At 54.4% G+C, this 19,835-nt stretch carries 18 protein-coding genes; 16 read left to right on the forward strand and 2 right to left on the reverse strand.

The annotated features are described in order from the left end of the window. Positions 1 to 21 precede the first annotated feature (21 nt). The 5 genes from araF (at position 22) to otsA (ending at position 5,971) form a co-directional block, all read left to right on the forward strand. On the forward strand, positions 22 to 1,011 hold the full coding sequence (gene araF, locus AB6731_RS02420) for an arabinose ABC transporter substrate-binding protein AraF (protein ID WP_020883371.1): 990 nt from the start codon (positions 22 to 24) through the stop codon (positions 1,009 to 1,011). 71 nt (positions 1,012 to 1,082) lie between these two features. Next, the gene (gene araG, locus AB6731_RS02425; RefSeq protein WP_020883372.1) at positions 1,083 to 2,597 is read left to right on the forward strand and encodes an L-arabinose ABC transporter ATP-binding protein AraG; all 1,515 of its coding nucleotides are present in this window, start codon (positions 1,083 to 1,085) and stop codon (positions 2,595 to 2,597) included. A gap of 14 nt (positions 2,598 to 2,611) precedes the next feature. Further along, the gene (gene araH, locus AB6731_RS02430; RefSeq protein ID WP_014884358.1) at positions 2,612 to 3,592 is read left to right on the forward strand and encodes an arabinose ABC transporter permease AraH; all 981 of its coding nucleotides are present in this window, start codon (positions 2,612 to 2,614) and stop codon (positions 3,590 to 3,592) included. A 176-nt stretch (positions 3,593 to 3,768) separates the two neighbouring features. Further along, complete coding sequence (otsB, locus tag AB6731_RS02435; protein WP_014170681.1) at positions 3,769 to 4,572, forward strand: trehalose-phosphatase; 804 nt, start codon at positions 3,769 to 3,771, stop codon at positions 4,570 to 4,572. Next, complete coding sequence (otsA, locus tag AB6731_RS02440; protein ID WP_328704595.1) at positions 4,547 to 5,971, forward strand: alpha,alpha-trehalose-phosphate synthase; 1,425 nt, start codon at positions 4,547 to 4,549, stop codon at positions 5,969 to 5,971. Before otsB ends, otsA begins: the two co-directional genes overlap by 26 nt. Before the next feature lie 15 nt (positions 5,972 to 5,986). Here the strand turns inward: otsA and uspC are convergent, their stop codons facing one another. Further along, positions 5,987 to 6,415 (reverse strand): universal stress protein UspC, encoded by a 429-nt coding sequence (gene uspC / locus AB6731_RS02445; protein WP_014170679.1) that lies wholly within the window; start codon positions 6,413 to 6,415, stop codon positions 5,987 to 5,989. A 796-nt stretch (positions 6,416 to 7,211) separates the two neighbouring features. Here uspC and flhD point away from each other — a divergent pair. The 6 genes from flhD to cheW all read left to right on the forward strand — a co-directional run bounded on the left by flhD (position 7,212) and on the right by cheW (position 12,641). Further along, positions 7,212 to 7,562, forward strand: a complete 351-nt coding sequence (gene flhD / locus AB6731_RS02450) for a flagellar transcriptional regulator FlhD (protein ID WP_020883374.1) — start codon at positions 7,212 to 7,214, stop codon at positions 7,560 to 7,562. A gap of 2 nt (positions 7,563 to 7,564) precedes the next feature. Further along, complete coding sequence (gene flhC / locus AB6731_RS02455) at positions 7,565 to 8,143, forward strand: flagellar transcriptional regulator FlhC (RefSeq protein WP_014170677.1); 579 nt, start codon at positions 7,565 to 7,567, stop codon at positions 8,141 to 8,143. A 123-nt stretch (positions 8,144 to 8,266) separates the two neighbouring features. Beyond that, entirely contained in the window at positions 8,267 to 9,154 is an 888-nt protein-coding gene (gene motA, locus AB6731_RS02460; protein ID WP_008500417.1) for a flagellar motor stator protein MotA, read from the forward strand. Then, complete coding sequence (motB, locus tag AB6731_RS02465; RefSeq protein ID WP_014170676.1) at positions 9,151 to 10,080, forward strand: flagellar motor protein MotB; 930 nt, start codon at positions 9,151 to 9,153, stop codon at positions 10,078 to 10,080. Before motA ends, motB begins: the two co-directional genes overlap by 4 nt. A 4-nt stretch (positions 10,081 to 10,084) precedes the next feature. Beyond that, positions 10,085 to 12,118 carry a chemotaxis protein CheA gene (gene cheA / locus AB6731_RS02470; RefSeq protein ID WP_020883375.1) on the forward strand — a complete coding sequence of 678 codons (2,034 nt, stop codon included), beginning with the start codon at positions 10,085 to 10,087 and terminating at the stop codon, positions 12,116 to 12,118. A gap of 19 nt (positions 12,119 to 12,137) precedes the next feature. Further along, complete coding sequence (gene cheW / locus AB6731_RS02475; protein WP_020883376.1) at positions 12,138 to 12,641, forward strand: chemotaxis protein CheW; 504 nt, start codon at positions 12,138 to 12,140, stop codon at positions 12,639 to 12,641. A gap of 189 nt (positions 12,642 to 12,830) precedes the next feature. Here the strand turns inward: cheW and AB6731_RS02480 are convergent, their stop codons facing one another. Beyond that, complete coding sequence (locus AB6731_RS02480; RefSeq protein ID WP_025203835.1) at positions 12,831 to 14,090, reverse strand: dicarboxylate/amino acid:cation symporter; 1,260 nt, start codon at positions 14,088 to 14,090, stop codon at positions 12,831 to 12,833. Between the two features lie 430 nt (positions 14,091 to 14,520). Between AB6731_RS02480 and AB6731_RS02485 the strand changes: the two genes are divergently transcribed. From AB6731_RS02485 to AB6731_RS02505, 5 genes are read left to right on the forward strand one after another with little or no spacing between them, the layout of a single operon-like run. Beyond that, the gene (locus AB6731_RS02485; protein WP_020883378.1) at positions 14,521 to 15,093 is read left to right on the forward strand and encodes a spore coat protein U domain-containing protein; all 573 of its coding nucleotides are present in this window, start codon (positions 14,521 to 14,523) and stop codon (positions 15,091 to 15,093) included. Positions 15,094 to 15,105: 12 nt separating this feature from the next. Beyond that, complete coding sequence (locus tag AB6731_RS02490) at positions 15,106 to 15,654, forward strand: spore coat U domain-containing protein (protein WP_025203836.1); 549 nt, start codon at positions 15,106 to 15,108, stop codon at positions 15,652 to 15,654. A 16-nt stretch (positions 15,655 to 15,670) separates the two neighbouring features. Beyond that, positions 15,671 to 16,432, forward strand: coding sequence for a molecular chaperone (locus tag AB6731_RS02495; protein WP_371005851.1), 762 nt, complete (start codon positions 15,671 to 15,673; stop codon positions 16,430 to 16,432). Further along, positions 16,408 to 18,792 (forward strand): fimbria/pilus outer membrane usher protein, encoded by a 2,385-nt coding sequence (locus AB6731_RS02500; protein WP_371005852.1) that lies wholly within the window; start codon positions 16,408 to 16,410, stop codon positions 18,790 to 18,792. The genes AB6731_RS02495 and AB6731_RS02500 overlap by 25 nt, the downstream gene beginning before the upstream one ends. Further along, positions 18,789 to 19,751 carry a spore coat U domain-containing protein gene (locus AB6731_RS02505; protein ID WP_182269092.1) on the forward strand — a complete coding sequence of 321 codons (963 nt, stop codon included), beginning with the start codon at positions 18,789 to 18,791 and terminating at the stop codon, positions 19,749 to 19,751. Before AB6731_RS02500 ends, AB6731_RS02505 begins: the two co-directional genes overlap by 4 nt. Positions 19,752 to 19,835: the final 84 nt, after the last annotated feature.

Consider the following 19,835-nt stretch of genomic DNA (forward strand, 5'->3'; position numbering starts at 1 on the left):
ATGCTAAAGCTGGAGTTTACCATGCACAAATTTACTAAAGCGCTGGCGGCCGTTGGTCTGGCTGCTGTTATGTCACAATCCGCTATCGCAGAGAATTTAAAACTCGGTTTTTTGGTAAAACAGCCAGAAGAGCCGTGGTTCCAGACTGAGTGGAAATTCGCCGATAAAGCCGGAAAAGATTTAGGTTTTGACGTCATTAAAATCGCCGTCCCTGACGGTGAAAAAACCCTGAACGCCATCGACAGCCTGGCGGCCAGCGGTGCGAAAGGTTTCGTTATCTGTACACCCGATCCAAAACTGGGATCGGCAATTGCGGCTAAAGCGCGCGGTTACGACATGAAGGTTATTGCCGTTGACGATCAGTTCGTCAATGCCAAAGGCAAGCCAATGGACACCGTGCCGCTGGTAATGATGGCCGCGACCAAAATTGGTGAGCGCCAGGGTCAGGAACTCTATAAAGAGATGCAAAAGCGCGGCTGGGATGTAAAAGAGACGGGCGTCATGGCCATCACGGCTGATGAGCTGGATACTGCACGTCGTCGTACTACCGGTTCCATGGACGCTCTGAAAGCCGCCGGCTTCCCGGAAAAACAGATCTATAAAGTTCCTACCAAATCCAACGATATCCCCGGCGCGTTCGACGCCGCGAACTCAATGCTGGTTCAACACCCGGAAGTTAAACACTGGCTGGTGGTCGGTATGAACGACAACACCGTGCTGGGTGGCGTGCGTGCGACAGAAGGTCAGGGCTTCAAAGCTCCGGATGTTATCGGTATCGGCATCAACGGCGTTGACGCCGTCAGCGAACTGTCCAAAGCGCAGGCGACCGGCTTCTACGGCTCTCTGCTGCCAAGCCCGGACGTACACGGCTACAAATCCAGTGAAATGCTCTACAACTGGGTGACCAAAGGGGCTGAACCGCCGAAATTTACTGAAGTGACCGACGTGGTGCTGATTACCCGCGACAACTTCAAAGAGGAACTGGCGAAAAAAGGACTGGGCGGTAAGTAATACGCTGTGATTGCGCCCCTCATTCACCATGAGGGGCCTGACGTACACACTACAGGAATCACGGAGACGTTATGCGACAGTCTGATCCGTATCTCTCATTTCGCGGCATCGGGAAAACGTTCCCCGGTGTTAACGCGCTGACCGATATCAGTTTCGACTGCTATGCCGGCCAGGTTCATGCCCTGATGGGTGAAAACGGCGCGGGGAAATCCACGCTGTTGAAAATCCTCAGCGGCAACTATTCCCCTACGACCGGCACACTGGCCATTCGTGGCGAAGAGGTGGCTTTTGCTGATACCACGGCGGCGCTTAATGCCGGGGTGGCCATTATCTATCAGGAACTGCACCTGATCCCAGAGATGACCGTGGCCGAGAACATCTATTTAGGACAGCTCCCGCACAAAAGCGGCGTGGTTAATCGTTCGCTACTTAATTATGAAGCAGGGCTGCAGCTTAAACATCTTGGGCTGGACGTCGATCCTCAGACGCCGCTGAAATACCTCTCCATCGGCCAGTGGCAGATGGTTGAAATTGCCAAGGCTCTGGCGCGTAACGCCAGAATTATTGCCTTTGACGAACCCACCAGTTCGCTTTCCGCACGTGAAATCGAAAACCTGTTCCGCGTGATCCGGGAGTTGCGCCAGGAAGGCCGCACGATTTTGTATGTTTCGCACCGTATGGAGGAGATATTTGCCCTGAGCGACGCCATCACCGTGTTTAAAGATGGCCGCTATGTGCGCACCTTTAGCGATATGGCGCAGGTGAACCATGACCAGCTTGTCCAGGCGATGGTCGGACGCGATCTGGGGGACATTTACCACTGGAAACCGCGTGAGTACGGCCCTGAACGCCTGCGACTGGATAATGTAAAAGCGCCGGGAGTACGCATGCCGGTTTCGTTATCGGTACGCAGCGGTGAAATCGTCGGGCTGTTCGGCCTGGTGGGCGCCGGGCGTAGCGAATTAATGAAAGGGTTGTTCGGCGGCACGCGCATTACCGAAGGCGTGGTGTCTATTGACGGCGCAGCGGTGGATATTCAGAAGCCCGCCCACGCGATTAAGGCAGGCATGATGCTCTGTCCGGAAGATCGCAAAGCGGAGGGGATTATTCCGGTGCATTCGGTGCGTGACAACATCAATATCTCCGCCCGTCGCAAATTTATTCGCGCAGGATGCCTGATCAACGATAGCTGGGAATCGAGCAATGCCGATCACCACATTCGTTCACTCAATATCAAAACGCCGGGACCGGAACAGCTGATCATGAATCTTTCCGGGGGGAACCAGCAGAAGGCCATTCTGGGCCGCTGGCTGTCGGAGGATATGAAGGTCATTTTACTGGACGAACCGACGCGCGGTATCGATGTGGGGGCAAAACACGAGATTTATAACGTGATCTATGAACTGGCAAAACGCGGCGTGGCGGTGCTCTTCGCCTCCAGCGATCTGCCTGAAGTGCTTGGCGTCGCCGATCGCATTGTCGTCATGCGTGAAGGGGAAATTGCCGGTGAATTGCTTCATGAACAGGCGAATGAACAACAGGCGTTGAATCTCGCCATGCCTAAAGTCAGCCAGGCTGTCGCCTGAGTAAGGAGTTAATGATGTCCTCTGTTACTACATCCGGAGCGCCAAAGTCGGCGTTCAGTTTTGGCCGAATCTGGGATCAGTACGGCATGCTGGTGGTCTTTGCCGCCCTGTTTGTCGCCTGTGCGATCTTCGTTCCTAATTTTGCCACCTTTATTAATATGAAAGGGCTGGGGCTGGCCATTTCCATGTCCGGCATGGTGGCCTGCGGTATGCTGTTCTGTCTGGCCTCGGGCGATTTTGACCTGTCGGTGGCCTCGGTTATTGCCTGTGCCGGTGTCACCACGGCTGTGGTAATTAACATGACGGAGAGCCTGTGGATTGGCGTGCTGGCGGGTCTGTTACTGGGCGTGCTCAGCGGTCTGGTGAACGGCTTTGTCATTGCTCGTCTGAAGATTAACGCCCTGATCACAACGCTTGCGACCATGCAAATTGTGCGAGGTCTTGCCTATATCATCTCTGACGGTAAAGCGGTGGGGATTGAAGACGAGCGCTTCTTTACCCTCGGTTACGCTAACTGGCTGGGGCTGCCAGCGCCAATCTGGCTGACCGTGGCCTGTCTTATCCTGTTCGGGTTCCTGCTCAACCGGACCACGTTCGGCCGTAATACCCTGGCTATCGGGGGCAATGAAGAAGCCGCACGTCTGGCCGGTGTGCCGGTGGTGCGTACCAAGATTATTATCTTTGTTCTCTCCGGGCTGGTCTCTGCAGCCGCAGGGATTATTCTGGCGTCGCGAATGACCAGTGGCCAGCCAATGACCTCTATCGGTTATGAGCTGATCGTCATTTCAGCCTGTGTTTTGGGGGGCGTTTCCCTGAAAGGCGGCATCGGAAAAATCTCATATGTGGTGGCCGGTATCCTGATCCTGGGGACGGTAGAGAACGCCATGAACCTGCTCAATATTTCGCCGTTCTCTCAGTACGTCGTTCGTGGCCTGATCCTGCTGGCAGCGGTGATATTCGACCGTTACAAGCAAAAAGCGAAGCGTACCGTCTGAGGTTTTTCCTATCTTTATATTGCTCAACTAATAACCTTAGCTGACCCCCGAACCGCCTCGCCAGTTTTGCTGGCGGGGCGGTTGTCAAATGGCGAGCGACGTCACACTGTCTATACTTACATGGCTATGAAAGAGGTAAAGGCGTTTACCTCTCGTAAACCGTAAGGAGGAATAGGGTGGCTGACTTGTTAACTGCACCGCCTGTACTGCCCGGACACTATGCTTTCTTTTTTGATCTCGACGGTACGCTCGCCGAGATAAAGCCGCATCCTGACCTGGTGGCGATCCCCGCCACGGTTCTTCAGAAGTTGCATCAGCTCTCGCAGATGACTGAGGGAGCAGTGGCATTGATATCAGGGCGCTCGATGGCCGAACTGGACCAGCTTGCCAGGCCTTATCGCTTTCCGCTGGCCGGTGTACACGGAGCGGAGCGCCGCGACATCCATGATCAAACGCATATCGTTTCACTCCCCGACGCATTAATCCAGGCGCTACAGGTACAACTCTCGTCTGCGCTGGCAGAACTGCCCGGTACGGAGCTTGAAGCCAAAGGGATGGCTTTTGCCCTGCATTATCGCCAGGCGCCGCAGCACGAAGCGGCTGTGCTTGCGCTTGCGACCGCTATAGCAAATGCACATCCGGAGCTGGCGCTGCAGCCGGGTAAATGCGTGGTGGAGCTTAAACCTAAAGGGATCAATAAAGGCGCGGCGATTGCGGCGTTTATGGCGACACCGCCTTTTAACGGCAGGACGCCCGTTTTTATTGGGGATGACCTGACCGATGAGGCAGGGTTTCGTGTGGTGAATCAGGCCGGAGGGATCGCCATCAAGGTCGGGCCTGGTGAGACTGTCGCCGAATGGCGTCTGGCGGATGTCGCCAGCGTCTGGCAGTGGATATCTGACATCGCTAACCAGCAACAACAACAAATAGCGCAAAACAAAGGGGGAAACCATTATGGGTCGCTTAGTCGTCGTCTCTAACCGAATTGCACCGCCTGATGATAAAAAATCCAGTGCAGGTGGCCTGGCGGTTGGGGTATTAGGTGCCTTAAAAGCCGCCGGTGGGCTGTGGTTTGGCTGGAATGGTGAAATCAGTGAAGAACAGAAACCGCTCAAGAAAGTGACGCGCGGAAATATTACGTGGGCGTCGTTTGCGTTAAACGAAAAAGATTATGACGAGTATTACTCGCAGTTCTCCAATGCTGTGCTGTGGCCAGCGTTTCACTATCGTCTGGATCTGGTTAAATTCCAGCGCGAGTCCTTTGAAGGCTACACGCGGGTGAATTCGCTGCTGGCGGATAAACTGCTGCCTTTAATCGAGGAAGACGATATTTTATGGATCCACGATTATCACCTGCTGCCCTTCGCCAGAGAGTTGCGTAAAAGGGGAGTGAATAACCGGATTGGCTTTTTCCTGCATATTCCGTTCCCGACGCCGGAAATCTTTACCGCGCTGCCGCCGCATGAAGAGTTGCTGGATGCGCTGTGTGACTACGATCTGCTGGGGTTCCAGACCGAGAATGATCGACTTGCGTTCCTCGATTCTGTGTCCGGCAAAACGCGAGTGGTGACCAAAGGGGGGAAAACCCATACGGCCTGGGGCAAGATATTCCACACTGAAGTGTATCCCATCGGTATTGAACCTGAAGAGATTGCCGAGCAGGCTTCCGGTCCGCTGCCGCCCAAACTGGCGCAGCTTAAGAATGAACTCAAGCACGTGAAGAATATTTTCTCGGTGGAGCGTCTTGATTATTCTAAAGGGCTGCCGGAACGTTTCCTGGCGTATGAAACGCTGCTGGAGAAGTATCCGCAGCATCACGGTAAAATCCGCTATACGCAGATAGCGCCCACCTCGCGCGGTGAAGTGCAGGCTTATCAGGATATTCGTCACCAGCTGGAGACGGAAGCAGGGCGCATTAATGGCCGCTACGGTCAGTTGGGCTGGACGCCGCTCTTTTATCTCAATCAACACTTTGACCGTAAGATCCTGATGAAAGTGTTCCGCTATGCGGATGTCGGGCTGGTTACGCCATTGCGGGACGGGATGAACCTGGTCGCGAAAGAGTACGTCGCCGCCCAGGACCCCGCCGATCCGGGTGTGCTGGTGCTTTCCCAGTTTGCCGGGGCCGCCAATGAATTGACGTCTGCGCTTATCGTCAACCCTTACGATCGTGACGACGTGGCGAATGCCCTCAACCGTGCGCTGACGATGCCGCTCACGGAGCGTATTTCCCGCCATGCCGAGATGATGGAAACGATCCGTAAGAACGATATTAACCACTGGCAGGCGCGTTTTATTCGCGATCTTCGTGATATTGCGCCGCAGAGTAATGAAGGCCATCTGCAAAAAAAGATCGCGACATTCCCTAAACTCGCCTGATTTTCCTCTGGGGGTTTAACGACCCCCAAGAGGCACTAATAACACATCCACCTGGCTTGACGCCACAATCGATTTCGCCGCACAGGCTGCGCGAGAAAAAAAGCTGTGGTTATGATTCCCGCATATTACTAAATCAATATTCTGCTTACTGCATATGCTGAGAATATGCGCATTAAGCTCCCCTGTCGCAATAATGGTGTCATATATAGGATATTGCGCCTTTTCTACCAGCTCTCGCATAAATTGCTGCGTTTCTTCCTGTAAGACCTCACGAATATCTTCCAGCATGGGGGCAGCCAGTTGATTATACATCTCAGGCTCGGCCGCGAGGGTGATCAGGCTGATACGGGCATTATGCGGTCTGGCAATGGAAACCGCCCGGGCGATGAGTTCATGGCTTTCGGGCGAAACCGCAACAGAAACAAGAAGATGGGAGTAACTCATAACGCACTCCTTAGGTGTCTGAAAGACAGCGTCTTAGTCACCATTACCGCGATTTCACCGGATCTGCAAGAGGTGAATACGACATAAGTGTGAAGCTAATCATAATTATTCATTAATTATTCTTATAAGAAGAATAACGGGAAAACGTGCCTAAATGAAAAAAATTAACAACTTAACCTGAATCACACTTTTTTACGTTTCCGGTGTTAAATCGTTTTAATGCGTTATAAACACATTTCTAATGATTACCATGTGAAACAATTGTTATGGGCGTTTTGCATAACTACATGTTTTTTATAGGTAATGAAAATGTGACCTTACGATGGATTCGCTGTGACGCGCATCCGGTCGCTGACACGTTTCGAACAGCACATGTCATGCCACTTCTGCTCATACTCCTGCATGAGTATTCGCCCATAAAGAATAGAAAACAGTGTCGATCGTTCAAAAAATAACCAATTTACAAGTCATACTGATGGATTTATGGGAGATATTCACTTAAATTGTGTGACGTAGATCACATTTTTTTTAAATTTGGGGGTGGCTGCATTGTATGTGTCAAAACTGACGAGTAGAGTTTGCGTCGAATTAGGAAAAATCTTAGTTATTTGTAAGAAATGATAAAACGTGTAAGAGACGTAACCGCGTTTCAGCTGTTGCGCGTTTCAATGAATACAAACCTAAATTCGACTATGCATTTAGCCTTTTCTTTTTTATACCGGGTGATTTCCCGGCGACATCACGGGGTGCGGTCTTTCCGCATAAAAATAATAGTTGGTTATTCGGGATGGGAACAATGCATACATCCGAGTTGCTAAAACATATCTATGACATCAATTTGTCGTATTTACTGCTCGCGCAGCGTTTGATTAGTCAGGACAAGGCGTCCGCGATGTTTCGTCTGGGTATTAATGAAGAAATGGCAACCATGCTGGGTGGGTTAACCCTTCCTCAAATGGTTAAACTGGCGGAAACAAACCAACTGGTTTGCCAGTTCCGTTTTGACAATCCTCAGACTATCACGCGTCTGACGCAGGATTCCCGTGTTGACGATCTTCAACAGATCCATACCGGTATTCTTCTTTCCACTCGCTTGCTTACCGAAATCAGCCAGCCTGATGACGCAGCCCGTAAGAAAAGGGCCTAGCAATGAGCGAGAAAAGCATTGTTCAGGAAGCGCGTGACATACAGTTAGCAATGGAGCTGATTACGCTCGGTGCTCGTTTACAAATGCTGGAAAGCGAGACTCAGCTGAGTCGTGGTCGCCTCATCAAATTGTATAAAGAGTTACGTGGTAGTCCCCCGCCGAAAGGAATGCTGCCGTTTTCAACGGACTGGTTTATGACCTGGGAACAGAACATTCATGCCTCCATGTTCTGTAATGCCTGGCAGTATCTTCTCAAAACCGGTTTGTGTAGCGGCGTTGATGCCGTGATCAAAGCGTATAAACTTTACCTTGAACAATGCCCGCAGCAGGACGAGGGTCCTTTGCTGGCGCTCACCCGCGCATGGACGCTGGTGCGTTTTGTTGAAAGCGGAATGCTTGAGCTGTCGCGCTGTAACTGCTGCGATGGCAATTTTATTACCCATGCGCATCAGCCTGCAGGCAGCTTCGCCTGTAGTTTATGCCAGCCTCCATCCCGAGCAGTAAAAAGACGTAAACTTTCCCGGGAAGCTGCCGATATTATTCCACAACTGCTGGATGAACAGATCGAACAAGCTGTTTAACCCGAACGTGTGGGCAAGATTCCAGCAGCGGTAAGCAATTACCGCTGCTTTTTTTTACCCCGCAAACGGTAAACGCTGCGAGCTGAACATCCTTGCCATAGTCACTAGCGGAAGGATGATGTCGTGCTTATCTTATTAGGTTACCTGGTAGTTCTCGGTACAGTTTTCGGCGGTTACATGATGACCGGCGGGCACCTTGGAGCACTCTATCAACCGGCTGAACTTATTATCATCGGCGGCGCAGGGGTAGGGGCTTTTATCGTTGGTAATAACGGTAAATCGATCAAGGGCACGCTGAAAGCTATTCCACTGCTGTTCCGTCGCTCTAAATACACCAAAAGCATGTATATGGATCTGCTTGCGCTGCTCTATCGTCTGATGGCGAAGTCGCGTCAGCAGGGCATGTTCTCGCTTGAGCGGGATATTGAAAACCCGAAAGAGAGCGAAATTTTTGCCAGCTACCCGCGCATTCTCGCTGACGCAATGATGCTGGATTTCATCGTCGATTACCTGCGACTGATCATCAGCGGCAACATGAACACCTTCGAAATCGAAGCGCTGATGGACGAAGAGATTGAAACGCACGAAAGCGAATCCGAAGTGCCGGCAAACAGCCTGGCGCTGGTGGGCGATTCCCTCCCAGCGTTCGGTATCGTCGCGGCGGTGATGGGCGTGGTACACGCGCTGGCCTCGGCGGATCGTCCTGCGGCAGAGTTGGGTGCGCTGATTGCGCATGCGATGGTGGGCACCTTCCTCGGTATTTTGCTGGCGTATGGTTTTATCTCTCCGCTGGCCAGCGTTCTGCGTCAGAAAAGCGCGGAAACGACCAAAATGATGCAGTGCGTGAAGATCACGCTGCTCTCTAACCTTAACGGTTATGCGCCACCTATCGCAGTTGAATTCGGCCGTAAAACGCTTTACTCCAGCGAGCGCCCGTCGTTTATCGAGCTTGAAGAACACGTGCGCGCGGTGAAAAACCCAAACCAACAGACGACAACTGAGGACGCATGAAAAATCAGTCCCATCCGATCGTCATCGTAAAAAAACGCAAGCACAAGGGGCATGGGCACGGCGCGCATGGCTCCTGGAAAATCGCGTACGCCGATTTTATGACCGCAATGATGGCATTCTTTCTGGTGATGTGGCTCATCTCCATCTCCAGCCCGAAAGAGTTGATCCAGATTGCCGAGTATTTCCGAACGCCGCTGGCGACCGCCGTGACCGGTGGGCAGCGAATCTCTAACAGCGACAGCCCGATCCCTGGCGGCGGCGATGATTACACCCAGCAGAAGGGTGAGGTGAAGAAAGAGCCGAACATCGACGAGCTGAAAAAACGCATGGAGCAAGCGCGCCTGAAGAAACTGCGCGGCGATCTCGATCAGCTGATTGAGGCGGATCCTAAACTGCGTGCCCTGCGACCACACCTGAAGATCGATCTGGTGCAGGAAGGTTTACGTATACAGATTATTGATAGCCAGAATCGCCCGATGTTCAAAACGGGCAGCGCGGAAGTTGAGCCATACATGCGCGACATTTTGCGCGGCATTGCGCCAGTGCTGAACGGTATTCCTAACCGTATCAGCCTGTCTGGACACACGGATGACTTCCCGTACGCCACGGGTGAGAAGGGATACAGCAACTGGGAGCTTTCTGCCGATCGTGCCAACGCCTCGCGTCGCGAGCTGGTGGCAGGTGGGCTTGATGATGGCAAGGTACTGCGCGTGGTCGGCATGGCATCAACCATGCGTGTCACTGACCGCGGGCCGGATGACGCCATCAACCGTCGTATCAGTCTTTTAGTGCTGAACCAGCAGGCGGAGCAGGCCATCCTGCACGAAAACGCCGAAAGTCAGAATGAGTCACTGGACGATTTAAAACAGCCTGGGGCCGTTCCTTCGGCTGCCGTTCCAACATCGCCACCAGCCAATCCGAGGTGATAGCGTGAGCATGGATATTAGCGATTTTTACCAGACATTCTTTGATGAAGCCGACGAATTGTTGGCCGATATGGAGCAACACTTGCTGGATTTGGTGCCTGAAGCACCGGACTCCGAGCAGCTCAATGCCATCTTCCGTGCGGCGCACTCGATTAAAGGCGGAGCCGGAACGTTTGGATTTACCATCCTGCAGGAAACGACCCATTTAATGGAAAACCTGCTGGATGAAGCACGACGCGGTGAGATGCAGCTCAATACCGACATTATCAACCTGTTTTTGGAAACCAAAGATATTATGCAGGAACAGCTCGACGCCTATAAAAGCTCGGCAGAGCCTGATGCCGCCAGCTTTGAATACATCTGCAATGCGCTGCGCCAGCTCGCGCTGGAAGCCAAAGGTGACGCAGCCGCAGCCGTTGTTCCGGCAGCCAAACTGAGCGTTGTCGATGCCGTTACCGCACAAGAGGCGGCCCCGGCCGCCGCTGCGAGTAAAGTGCGCGTGGTGCTGTCTCGCCTCAAAGAGAACGAAGTTGACCTTCTTGAAGAAGAACTGAGTAACCTGGCGAAATTAAGCAACGTGGTGAAAGGCAAAGACAGCCTGAGTGCGACGCTGGAAGAGGGGATCAGCCAGGACGATATCGTGGCGGTCCTGTGCTTTGTTATCGAAGCCGACCAGATCGCGTTTGAAACTGAAACGGCGGCGGTTGACGTGCCAGCGGCAGTGGAAGAGGTGGCGGTTGTTCCTCAGGCGGCCGCGCCTGCCGTTGCGCCTGCGGCGCCGGTATTGAAAGCGGTGCCAAAAGATGCCGCCGCGCCAGGCCGTGGTGAAAAACCGGCCGCGCGCTCCAGTGAATCCACCAGCATCCGCGTCGCCGTCGAGAAAGTTGACCAGCTGATTAACCTGGTGGGTGAACTGGTGATTACCCAGTCGATGCTGGCACAGCGGTCTAACGAACTGGACCCGGTGACCCACGGCGATCTGATTACCAGCATGGGGCAGTTACAACGTAATGCCCGCGACCTGCAGGAATCGGTGATGTCCATCCGTATGATGCCGATGGAATATGTCTTCAGCCGCTTCCCGCGTCTGGTGCGTGACCTGGCCAGTAAACTGAATAAACAGATTGAACTGACGCTGATGGGCAGCTCCACCGAGCTTGATAAAAGCCTGATCGAACGCATTATCGACCCGTTAACGCACCTGGTGCGTAACAGCCTCGACCACGGTATCGAACTGCCGGAAAACCGCATTGCCGCCGGAAAATCCCCGGTCGGGAATCTGATCCTCTCCGCCGAACACCAGGGCGGGAACATCTGCATCGAAGTGACCGATGACGGTGCGGGCCTGAACCGTGAGCGCATTCTGGCGAAAGCCATTTCGCAGGGAATGGCGGTCAACGAAAACATGACTGACGAAGAAGTGGGCATGCTGATCTTCGCGCCAGGCTTCTCGACCGCAGAGCAGGTGACGGACGTTTCCGGCCGCGGCGTGGGAATGGACGTGGTGAAGCGTAACATTCAGGAGATGGGCGGCCACGTTGAGATCAAGTCTAAGCAAGGTTCCGGCACCACCATTCGTATCCTGCTGCCGCTGACGCTGGCAATCCTCGACGGCATGTCGGTGAAAGTGGCGGACGAAGTCTTTATTCTGCCGCTGAACGCAGTGATGGAATCGCTGCAGCCGCGTGAAGAAGATCTGCATCCGCTGGCGGGTGGCGAGCGCGTTCTTGAAGTGCGCGGTGAGTACCTGCCGCTGGTCGAATTGTGGAAAGTGTTCGAAGTGGATGGCGCGAAAACCGAGGCCACGCAGGGGATCGTGGTGATCCTGCAAAGTGCGGGTCGCCGCTACGCGCTGCTGGTTGATCAGCTGATTGGCCAGCACCAGGTGGTCGTGAAGAACCTCGAAAGCAACTACCGCAAAGTGCCAGGTATTTCTGCCGCCACTATTCTGGGTGACGGTAGCGTGGCGCTGATCGTTGATGTGTCGGCGCTTCAGGGATTAAATCGTGAACAACGTGTGGCGTACACAGCCGCCTGATTAAGTAGAAGGTAATAACATGACCGGTATGAGTAATGTAACGAAACTGGCGGGCGAGCCATCAGGGCAGGAATTCCTGGTATTCACTTTAGGCGATGAGGAGTACGGCATCGATATCCTGAAAGTGCAGGAAATTCGTGGTTACGACCAGGTTACCCGCATCGCGAACACGCCTGCCTTTATTAAAGGTGTCACCAACCTGCGCGGCGTGATTGTGCCTATCGTTGACCTGCGCGTGAAGTTCAGCCAGGGTGACGTGGACTATAACGAGAACACCGTGGTGATTGTCCTGAATCTGGGGCAGCGCGTGGTTGGGATCGTGGTGGATGGCGTATCTGATGTGCTGTCCCTGACGTCCGATCAAATCCGTCCGGCGCCGGAGTTTGCGGTCACGCTGTCTACCGAGTATCTGACCGGGCTGGGAGCGCTGGGTGAGCGTATGCTAATTCTGGTGAATATTGAGAAGCTGCTGAACAGTGATGAGATGGCGCTGCTGGATATCGCGACGAATCACGTGGCGTAATGTTTCTCTAAACGGTTCTGTGAGGCTTTCGTGGAACCGTTTCGTTCAGTCGGGCATTTCGGTTATCTGATTCGCCCGCTGCGGTGAACGTATTAAGGGGGCTATTGCAGCCCCCTTATCTTATTCACTTACTGCAGACGTAGTATTTTCTGCTGGTCTTAAGGTGAACGAAACCATTCCGCCAACCCGTTACGCTTCCTGCTCTACCAGCTCAGTCTCCGCTTCACGCGCCCCTTCATTTTGCGACAGCATCGCAGTCGCAATACCGTTACCCAGCACGTTAATCGCTGAACGTCCCATATCCAGGAAATGATCGATCCCCATCAGCAGCAAAATACCCGCCACCGGAATATTGAAACTCGGGATGGTTGCCGCCAGCACCACCAGCGACGAACGAGGCACCCCCGCAATCCCTTTTGAAGCCAGCATCAGTGTCAGCATCAGCACGGTCACTTCGGTGAAGCTCAGGTGAATATTGTACGCCTGGGCGATAAACATCGAGGCGAAAGAGCAATACACCATAGAGCCCACCAGGTTAAAGGAGTAACCGATCGGCAGAACAAAGGAGGCGATATTGCGCGAGCAACCAAAACGCTCAAGCTGTTCCAGCGTTTTTGGATACGCCGCTTCTGAACTGCTGGTGGTAAACGCCACCAGCACCGGGTCCTTCAGCATGCTGACCAGGCGGAACACCTCTTTCTTCAGCACCATATAACCGACGGCCAGCAGCACCATGCAGGTGAGAAGGATTGCCACGTAGTAGCCGCCAATAAAGGAGGCGTAGTTCAGCAGAATGCCCAGACCCTGAGTGGCAATCACAGATGAGATGGCGGCGAAAATGGCCAGCGGGGCGACGTACATCACGTAACCCGTCACCTTCAGCATGATATGGGAGACCACATCCAGCGCGGCCACCAGCGGGGCATTGAATTTTTGCCCCAGCGACGCGCCGGCGATACCGAAGAACATAGAGAAGACCACAATCTGCAGGATTTCATTGTTCGCCATCGCACCGGCGATACTGGTCGGAATGGTATGGGACAAGAACGCTTTCAGCGTCATCCCCCCCACCGCAAGGCCGGTGTCTACCGCCTCTTTCGGGATAGCCAGGTTCAGGCCGCTGCCCGGACGCTCCAGCGTGACGATAAACAGTCCCACCAGAATGGAAAGCACGGATGAGCTAATAAACCACACCATCGCTTTGCCGCCCACGCGACCAATGGTGGAGGTTTCACCCAGTTTCATAATGCCCACGGTCAGCGTGCTGAAGACCAGTGGCGCAATAACCATTTTAATCAGACGCAGGAAAATATCGGTCAGCAGCGTGATGTTATCCGACCATGCTTTGATGGCATCCGCAGAGGCATACTCATGAATCGCCGCCCCTGAAAGAATACCCGCCAGCATGAATATCACGATGAAGAGTGTGAGTTTGTTTGCACTTGCCACGAAAAAAGACCCTCTATGCGCTTTGGTTGCCGTCTGCGCCGATGTATATAGATTTTTTATTACGACGCAGGAAATTATTCGGCACATAAATTGAAGTAAAGCGGAGGGAGATACAACTAGTTTTTAATTTTTATTAATTTTGTTGTTAATGCCTCGACGATATATTGTGATGCAGATCACATTTCGATGGATATATCCTCTGCGTATACGAGAAATAAGGCATTCACAAAGTATTAACATCCTGTTTTATAAATAAATATTCAGTCAATAAGCCATCAGTCTTGCCCTCCGCGGCGCGGGTGGTCGAAGCGGTATCCATAAACTAAATTCTCAATAACCCCCGGAAGAGGAACGTTAAGTGGGGCTAACATCTTGAACAGCAAAAATAAAATGTGGCAAGCGAACGGAAATGTCTTCTGGAGGGTGGTAAATGAAAAGAAAACTCCTTTTGATCTGTGCAGGCACGTTGCTGACGGCGACAACAGCCCAACAGGCGCTGGCGGTGACCAGCAGCGGTACTATTGGCGCGACGTTAACCCTGACGAACGGTTGTCTGATAAACGGCTCGCCCACGCAAAATGGCATTAACTTCGGGACCCTGGATTTCGGCACCCATCCCGCAACGTTTTCCACCCTGACGACGCAGTTGACCGGTGCCAGCGGCGGTAACACGTTCACCATTCAATGTACGACCGCCAGCTATACGGTGGCGATCACCGGGAATACCAACTCCACCGCGCCGGGTACCGTCGTGGGAACGCCAGGCACGCCTGCGCGCTATCTGGTCAACACCACCAATGCTGCACAGGGTGTGGCTTACAGCCTGTATAGCGACAGCGGATTTAACAACGTCGTTGCCAACAACGCGGCACTGCCAATAGCGTCAACCGCCGGGGGCATCGACAGTTACACACTTTACGGGCGAATTACCGGGGGCGGTAACAGCGTTACGGTCGTTCCGGGCACCTACACCGACACGATTAACGTCAGCGTCACCTACTAGTTTCACGCAGCCATGAAGGCATCCATTTTGCGTCTGCGCAACAGCGCGGAGGGGATCGTGCACCCTTTGTACGCGCTGATCGTCTGCCTGATGCTGGTGCCTGCGGCGGGTGCTGTGACGTCACAGTCATTTAAGGTCAGCGCGACCATTGTGCCCGGGTGCGCGGTATCCACGGGCAGCGGAGGAGTTTTCGGTACGCTCGATTTCGGTACCCACAACGGGGTGGAAAGTGCCCCGGTGAGCACCAGTTTTGTGCCTAACGGGGCCTTGTCCATCGCCTGCACGCCTGGCGTGGCGCTGAGTATGAGCATTAACGGCGGACAGAATTACTCCTCCGTTCGGCGTATGAAGCGCTCAGGGGGAACGGAAGTGGTGGGATATCGCCTTTACAGCAGCAGTTCGCTGGCGGCGAACAGCGAAATTGGCGTCAATCAGGCAATACCGGTGACCTATACCAACAGTAATAACATTGCGCTGCCGCTTTTTGGCGTGGCGCTGCTGACCGGGTTTAGCCCGGCAGGAACGTATTCTGATCAGCTCACCGTGACCTTGTCATGGTGATAAAGGGAGACAGTCGATGAAGCCATTTTTCAGACACCTTTGTCTGGTGAGTTTGTTGGGGGGAATGGCTGCGGCGACAGGCCAGGCGCAGGCGGCGGCAACCATTCTGTTGTGGCCCATCGATCCGTGGCTGTCAGCGGATGCCAAAGCCACTGAATTATGGATCCAGAATCAGGGGAACAGCGCAACGACAATGCAGGTCCGCATTGTGCGCTGGAAGCAGGAGGGCGGTTATGAACGCTACTCCGCACAGCAGGATGTGGTGGCCAGCCCGCCCATCGTCACCATTGGCAAAGGCAGTAAGCAGCTTATTCGTCTGATTAAGCAGGGTTCGGTGCCGCTCGGCGTTGAACAGGCCTACCGCATTATTGTGGATGAAATCCCCCAGCCGGATGCCAAAGCCGAGCCGGCCATTGGCCTGAAATTGCAAATGCGCTACTCCATTCCTTTGTTCGTTTATGGGCAGGGGATCCCGACCCTCAAAGAGGGGGCGCATCATGCGCTGGTGGAGACCAAAAATCTGAGCTGGCGGGTGACGCAGGAGAAGGGACATCCTGCCCTGGAGATCCGTAATCAGGGGGATGTGCACGTCAAACTCAGCCAGGTGGAGCTGGAGCAGGGCGGGCAGAAGCGGACGGTTGCAGACGGATTACTCGGGTATGTTCTTGCGGGCAGCACCCGCACCTGGTCAATTCCGGTCGGAATAGGTCAGCCAGACCGGCTGAGCGCGCAGATTAATGCCAGGGATACGCAATGGCAGTCGACGCCCGTCAACTGAAACCGGCGATGATGATCCTGCTCTGCGTCAGTACCAGCACCTGGGCTGAGCCCGGCGATGACAGTTTACCGCCGCCGCCTCAGGCTCAGGCGTTGAACGGCGAAGCGGTCTTTCAGCTCTCGATTGTGTTGAATCACTACGACACCGGTATGGTGGTGCCCGTGACGCAGCGCGAGGGGGCATTCTTTATTTCCAGCGCCGACCTGCTGCGGGCAGGGCTTCCGCCGGAGCATGTGCCTGCCGGAGACGTGAACCTTTCTACCCTGCCGCAGGTGCGCGTAGAGTACGACAGCGCCGCGCAGCGTCTGCTGCTGGGCGTTCCGGCCGACTGGGTCGCCTCACGCGTGACCCCTTTCAGCGGACAAATGTCACAAAGCAAACCACACTTCGGGCGTGGAGCACTGCTCAATTACGATCTCTACACTAACCATACGGAACATGTCGGCGGACAGGCCTCGCTCTGGCATGAATTCCGCTACTTCAATGAGAACGGCTCCTTTTCTTCAACCGGCTATGCCCGGGAAAATTTCACCGGAAACGACGGTCAGCAGGAAGGGTATGTGCGCTATGACACGACGCTTCTGATGACGAACGAGGACGAGGCCACGACCTGGACCGCCGGGGATGTGATCAGCGATGCCCTGAGCTGGAGCACCAGCGTGCGCATGGGCGGGATCAGCTACGGGCGGGATTTCTCCCTGCGTCCTGACCTCGTGACCTGGCCACTGCCAGAGTTCTCGGGCGAAGCGGCGGTTCCCACCTCGGTGGATCTCTTTATCAATGGCTATCGTTCCGGCTCGACCCAGCTTCAGCCGGGACCGTTCACCCTGACCAATCTGCCCTATATCAACGGAGCAGGGGACGCGGTACTGGTCACCACCGATGCGCTGGGGCGCCAGGTGAGTACCACGCTGCCGTTTTACGTCACCAGCGAATTGCTGAAACAAGGCCTGAGCGACGGGGCGGTGACGCTCGGCAGCCTGCGGCGTAATTACGGCATCAAGAATTTTGACTACGGCCCGGCGGCGGGTAGTGGGTCGTATCGCTATGGCGTTACGGACTGGTTGACGCTGGAGGGCCATGCCGAAGGGGCAGAAGCGCTGGCGCTGGGCGGGATGGGGACGGTGATTAAATTGGGTCGGTTTGGCGTCGTGAATACCGCGTACTCTCAAAGCCGCATGCGTGGAGATAATGGCGGGCAAATCAACTGGGGCTATCAGTACAGTACCAGTGAATTTAGTGTAGCGACACAGCATACGCGGCGCGATCGCGACTTTGGCAACCTCGCCCTCTACGACCAACCGACGGTCTATGACGAAAATGACCGGCCCATCGCCAGTTTTAGTCGCAACACCGACCAGTATTCTCTCACCTTTAACCTGGGCGAGTATGGCAGTCTCGGTGCTGCCTGGATCGGCGTGGAGAGCTTTGACAACCAAAAAACCGAACTGCTGAATCTCTCCTGGAGCCGCAATTTGTGGGGGGCGAGCAGTATTTATCTGGCTGCAAGCCGCGATCAGCAGCGGGGAGACTGGACGGTGGCCATGTCGCTTCAGGTGCCGCTGGGAGAGCGTGACAGTGCCGCCGTAACCTATGAAAACACGCCAGATGCCGGCAGCACGCAGCGTATCAACTACAACCACTCCATGCCTTCCGACGGTGGCTTTAGCTGGAACATGGCATGGGCCAACCAGTCGAAAGCCAATGATTATCAGCAGGGAACGCTGGGCTGGCGCAATAACAACATCGAACTTCAGGGCGGTGGTTATGGCGAAAGGGACATGATGACCTGGTGGGGAGAGGCGATGGGCGCGGTTGTGCTGATGGACGGCGAGCTGTTTGCGGCAAACAAAATCAACGATGCGTTTGTGGTGATCAGCACCGACGGTCACCCGGACGTTCCCGTCAGTTATGAAAACCAGCCGGTCGGCAAAACGAACAATAACGGCTACCTGCTGGTCAGCGGGGTATCGGCTTATTACCCGGCCAGTTATCGCATTGATACCCTGAATCTGCCCGCGGATACCCGGCTGAAAGAGACAGAGCGGCGGATCGCTATTCGCCGCCACAGCGGTTATCTGGTCGATTTCCCGATGGAGCAGGAGCGGGTGGCAAGCGTCATTCTGCATGACAAGCAGGGGCAGGCTATTCCGGTAGGCAGCCAGGTTCGACGTGCCTCGCGCAACAATGCGGTGGTGGGGTATGACGGCATCGCCTGGCTGGAAAATCTCAACGATGTGAACCCGCTTGAGGTGATTACGCCAGACGGAAAACACTGCTCGGCCACGCTGACCGTGGGGGCCAATCCGGAACATAAACTGCAGACATACGGACCGCTGATTTGCCGGGAGGAACGGTGAAGCGCTTACTGCTGTTGATGCTGCTGCTGTTTTCCGGCGGCGGCTGGGCGGCGTGTACCGTCAGTACGGTAAATGCGTCATTTGGTAGCGTCACCTCGTTCGCGCTCAGCGGAACCGGGGAGGTCGAAACCACCGGCAGGCTGATTGTGGCATGCGACGCCGTGCTCAATCTTCTGACCAACGACTCGGTGACGCTGAACTACACCGCCGCGTCGGTTTCAGGCAACAGCCGTGCCACCATGAAACGCACCGACAATGCGGCCATCACGGATGTGATCCCCACCCGGTTGTGCGGGTTAACGGGGTGTTCGGGCAACAGCGAAGTGCAAATCAGCAAAGCTTATACCTGGAGCGGCAACACCCTGCTGGGATTACTGGGGTCAAAACAGTACAGCATTCCGCTTTATTTCCGCACCGTTGCCGGACAAAACGTCACGGCCGGGCCCTATCAGGTGCTGCTCACCTTCAGCATCAACTACAGCGTCTGTTCCGTGGGCGTGCTGGGCCTTTGCACCCTTCCCCAGACAGGCACGGCGACCACCAGTATTCTTCTCAACATGACCGTCACCAACGACTGCAGCGCCATGACCACGCCGGACGTCAACTTCAACAGTGCGCCGCTGGTGCAAAGTTTCCCCACCGTCTCGCAGGCGATTGCCGTCACCTGTACCAAAGGAAGCACTTACACTATCGGAATTAATAATGGTGCCAACGCGCTGAATAATGTTCGCCGCATGGTGAGCGGCAGTAACTACATGAGTTACGACATTTATAAAGAAGCCACGACCAACCGCTGGGGTGGCAGCGGTACCGAGCGCTGGACCAGCGCAACCTCCTCGCAGGTCAGTACCGACGGTTTATTGCGAACCTACAACTACACTGCCAAAGTCCTTACCAGCCAGTCTACGCCGCCTGCCGGCACCTATACCGATACGCTGATCGTTGACGTTGCGTTTTAACCCCGCGCTTTTCCCTTTCTCAAATGTAAAGTTCCTGTAGTCAGTGCCGATAACACCGTTAATAAATCTATGAGAAGGTGTTGT

Source organism: Enterobacter sp. RCC_40 (assembly GCF_041360735.1).
Classification (GTDB): Bacteria; Pseudomonadota; Gammaproteobacteria; order Enterobacterales; family Enterobacteriaceae; genus Enterobacter; species Enterobacter ludwigii.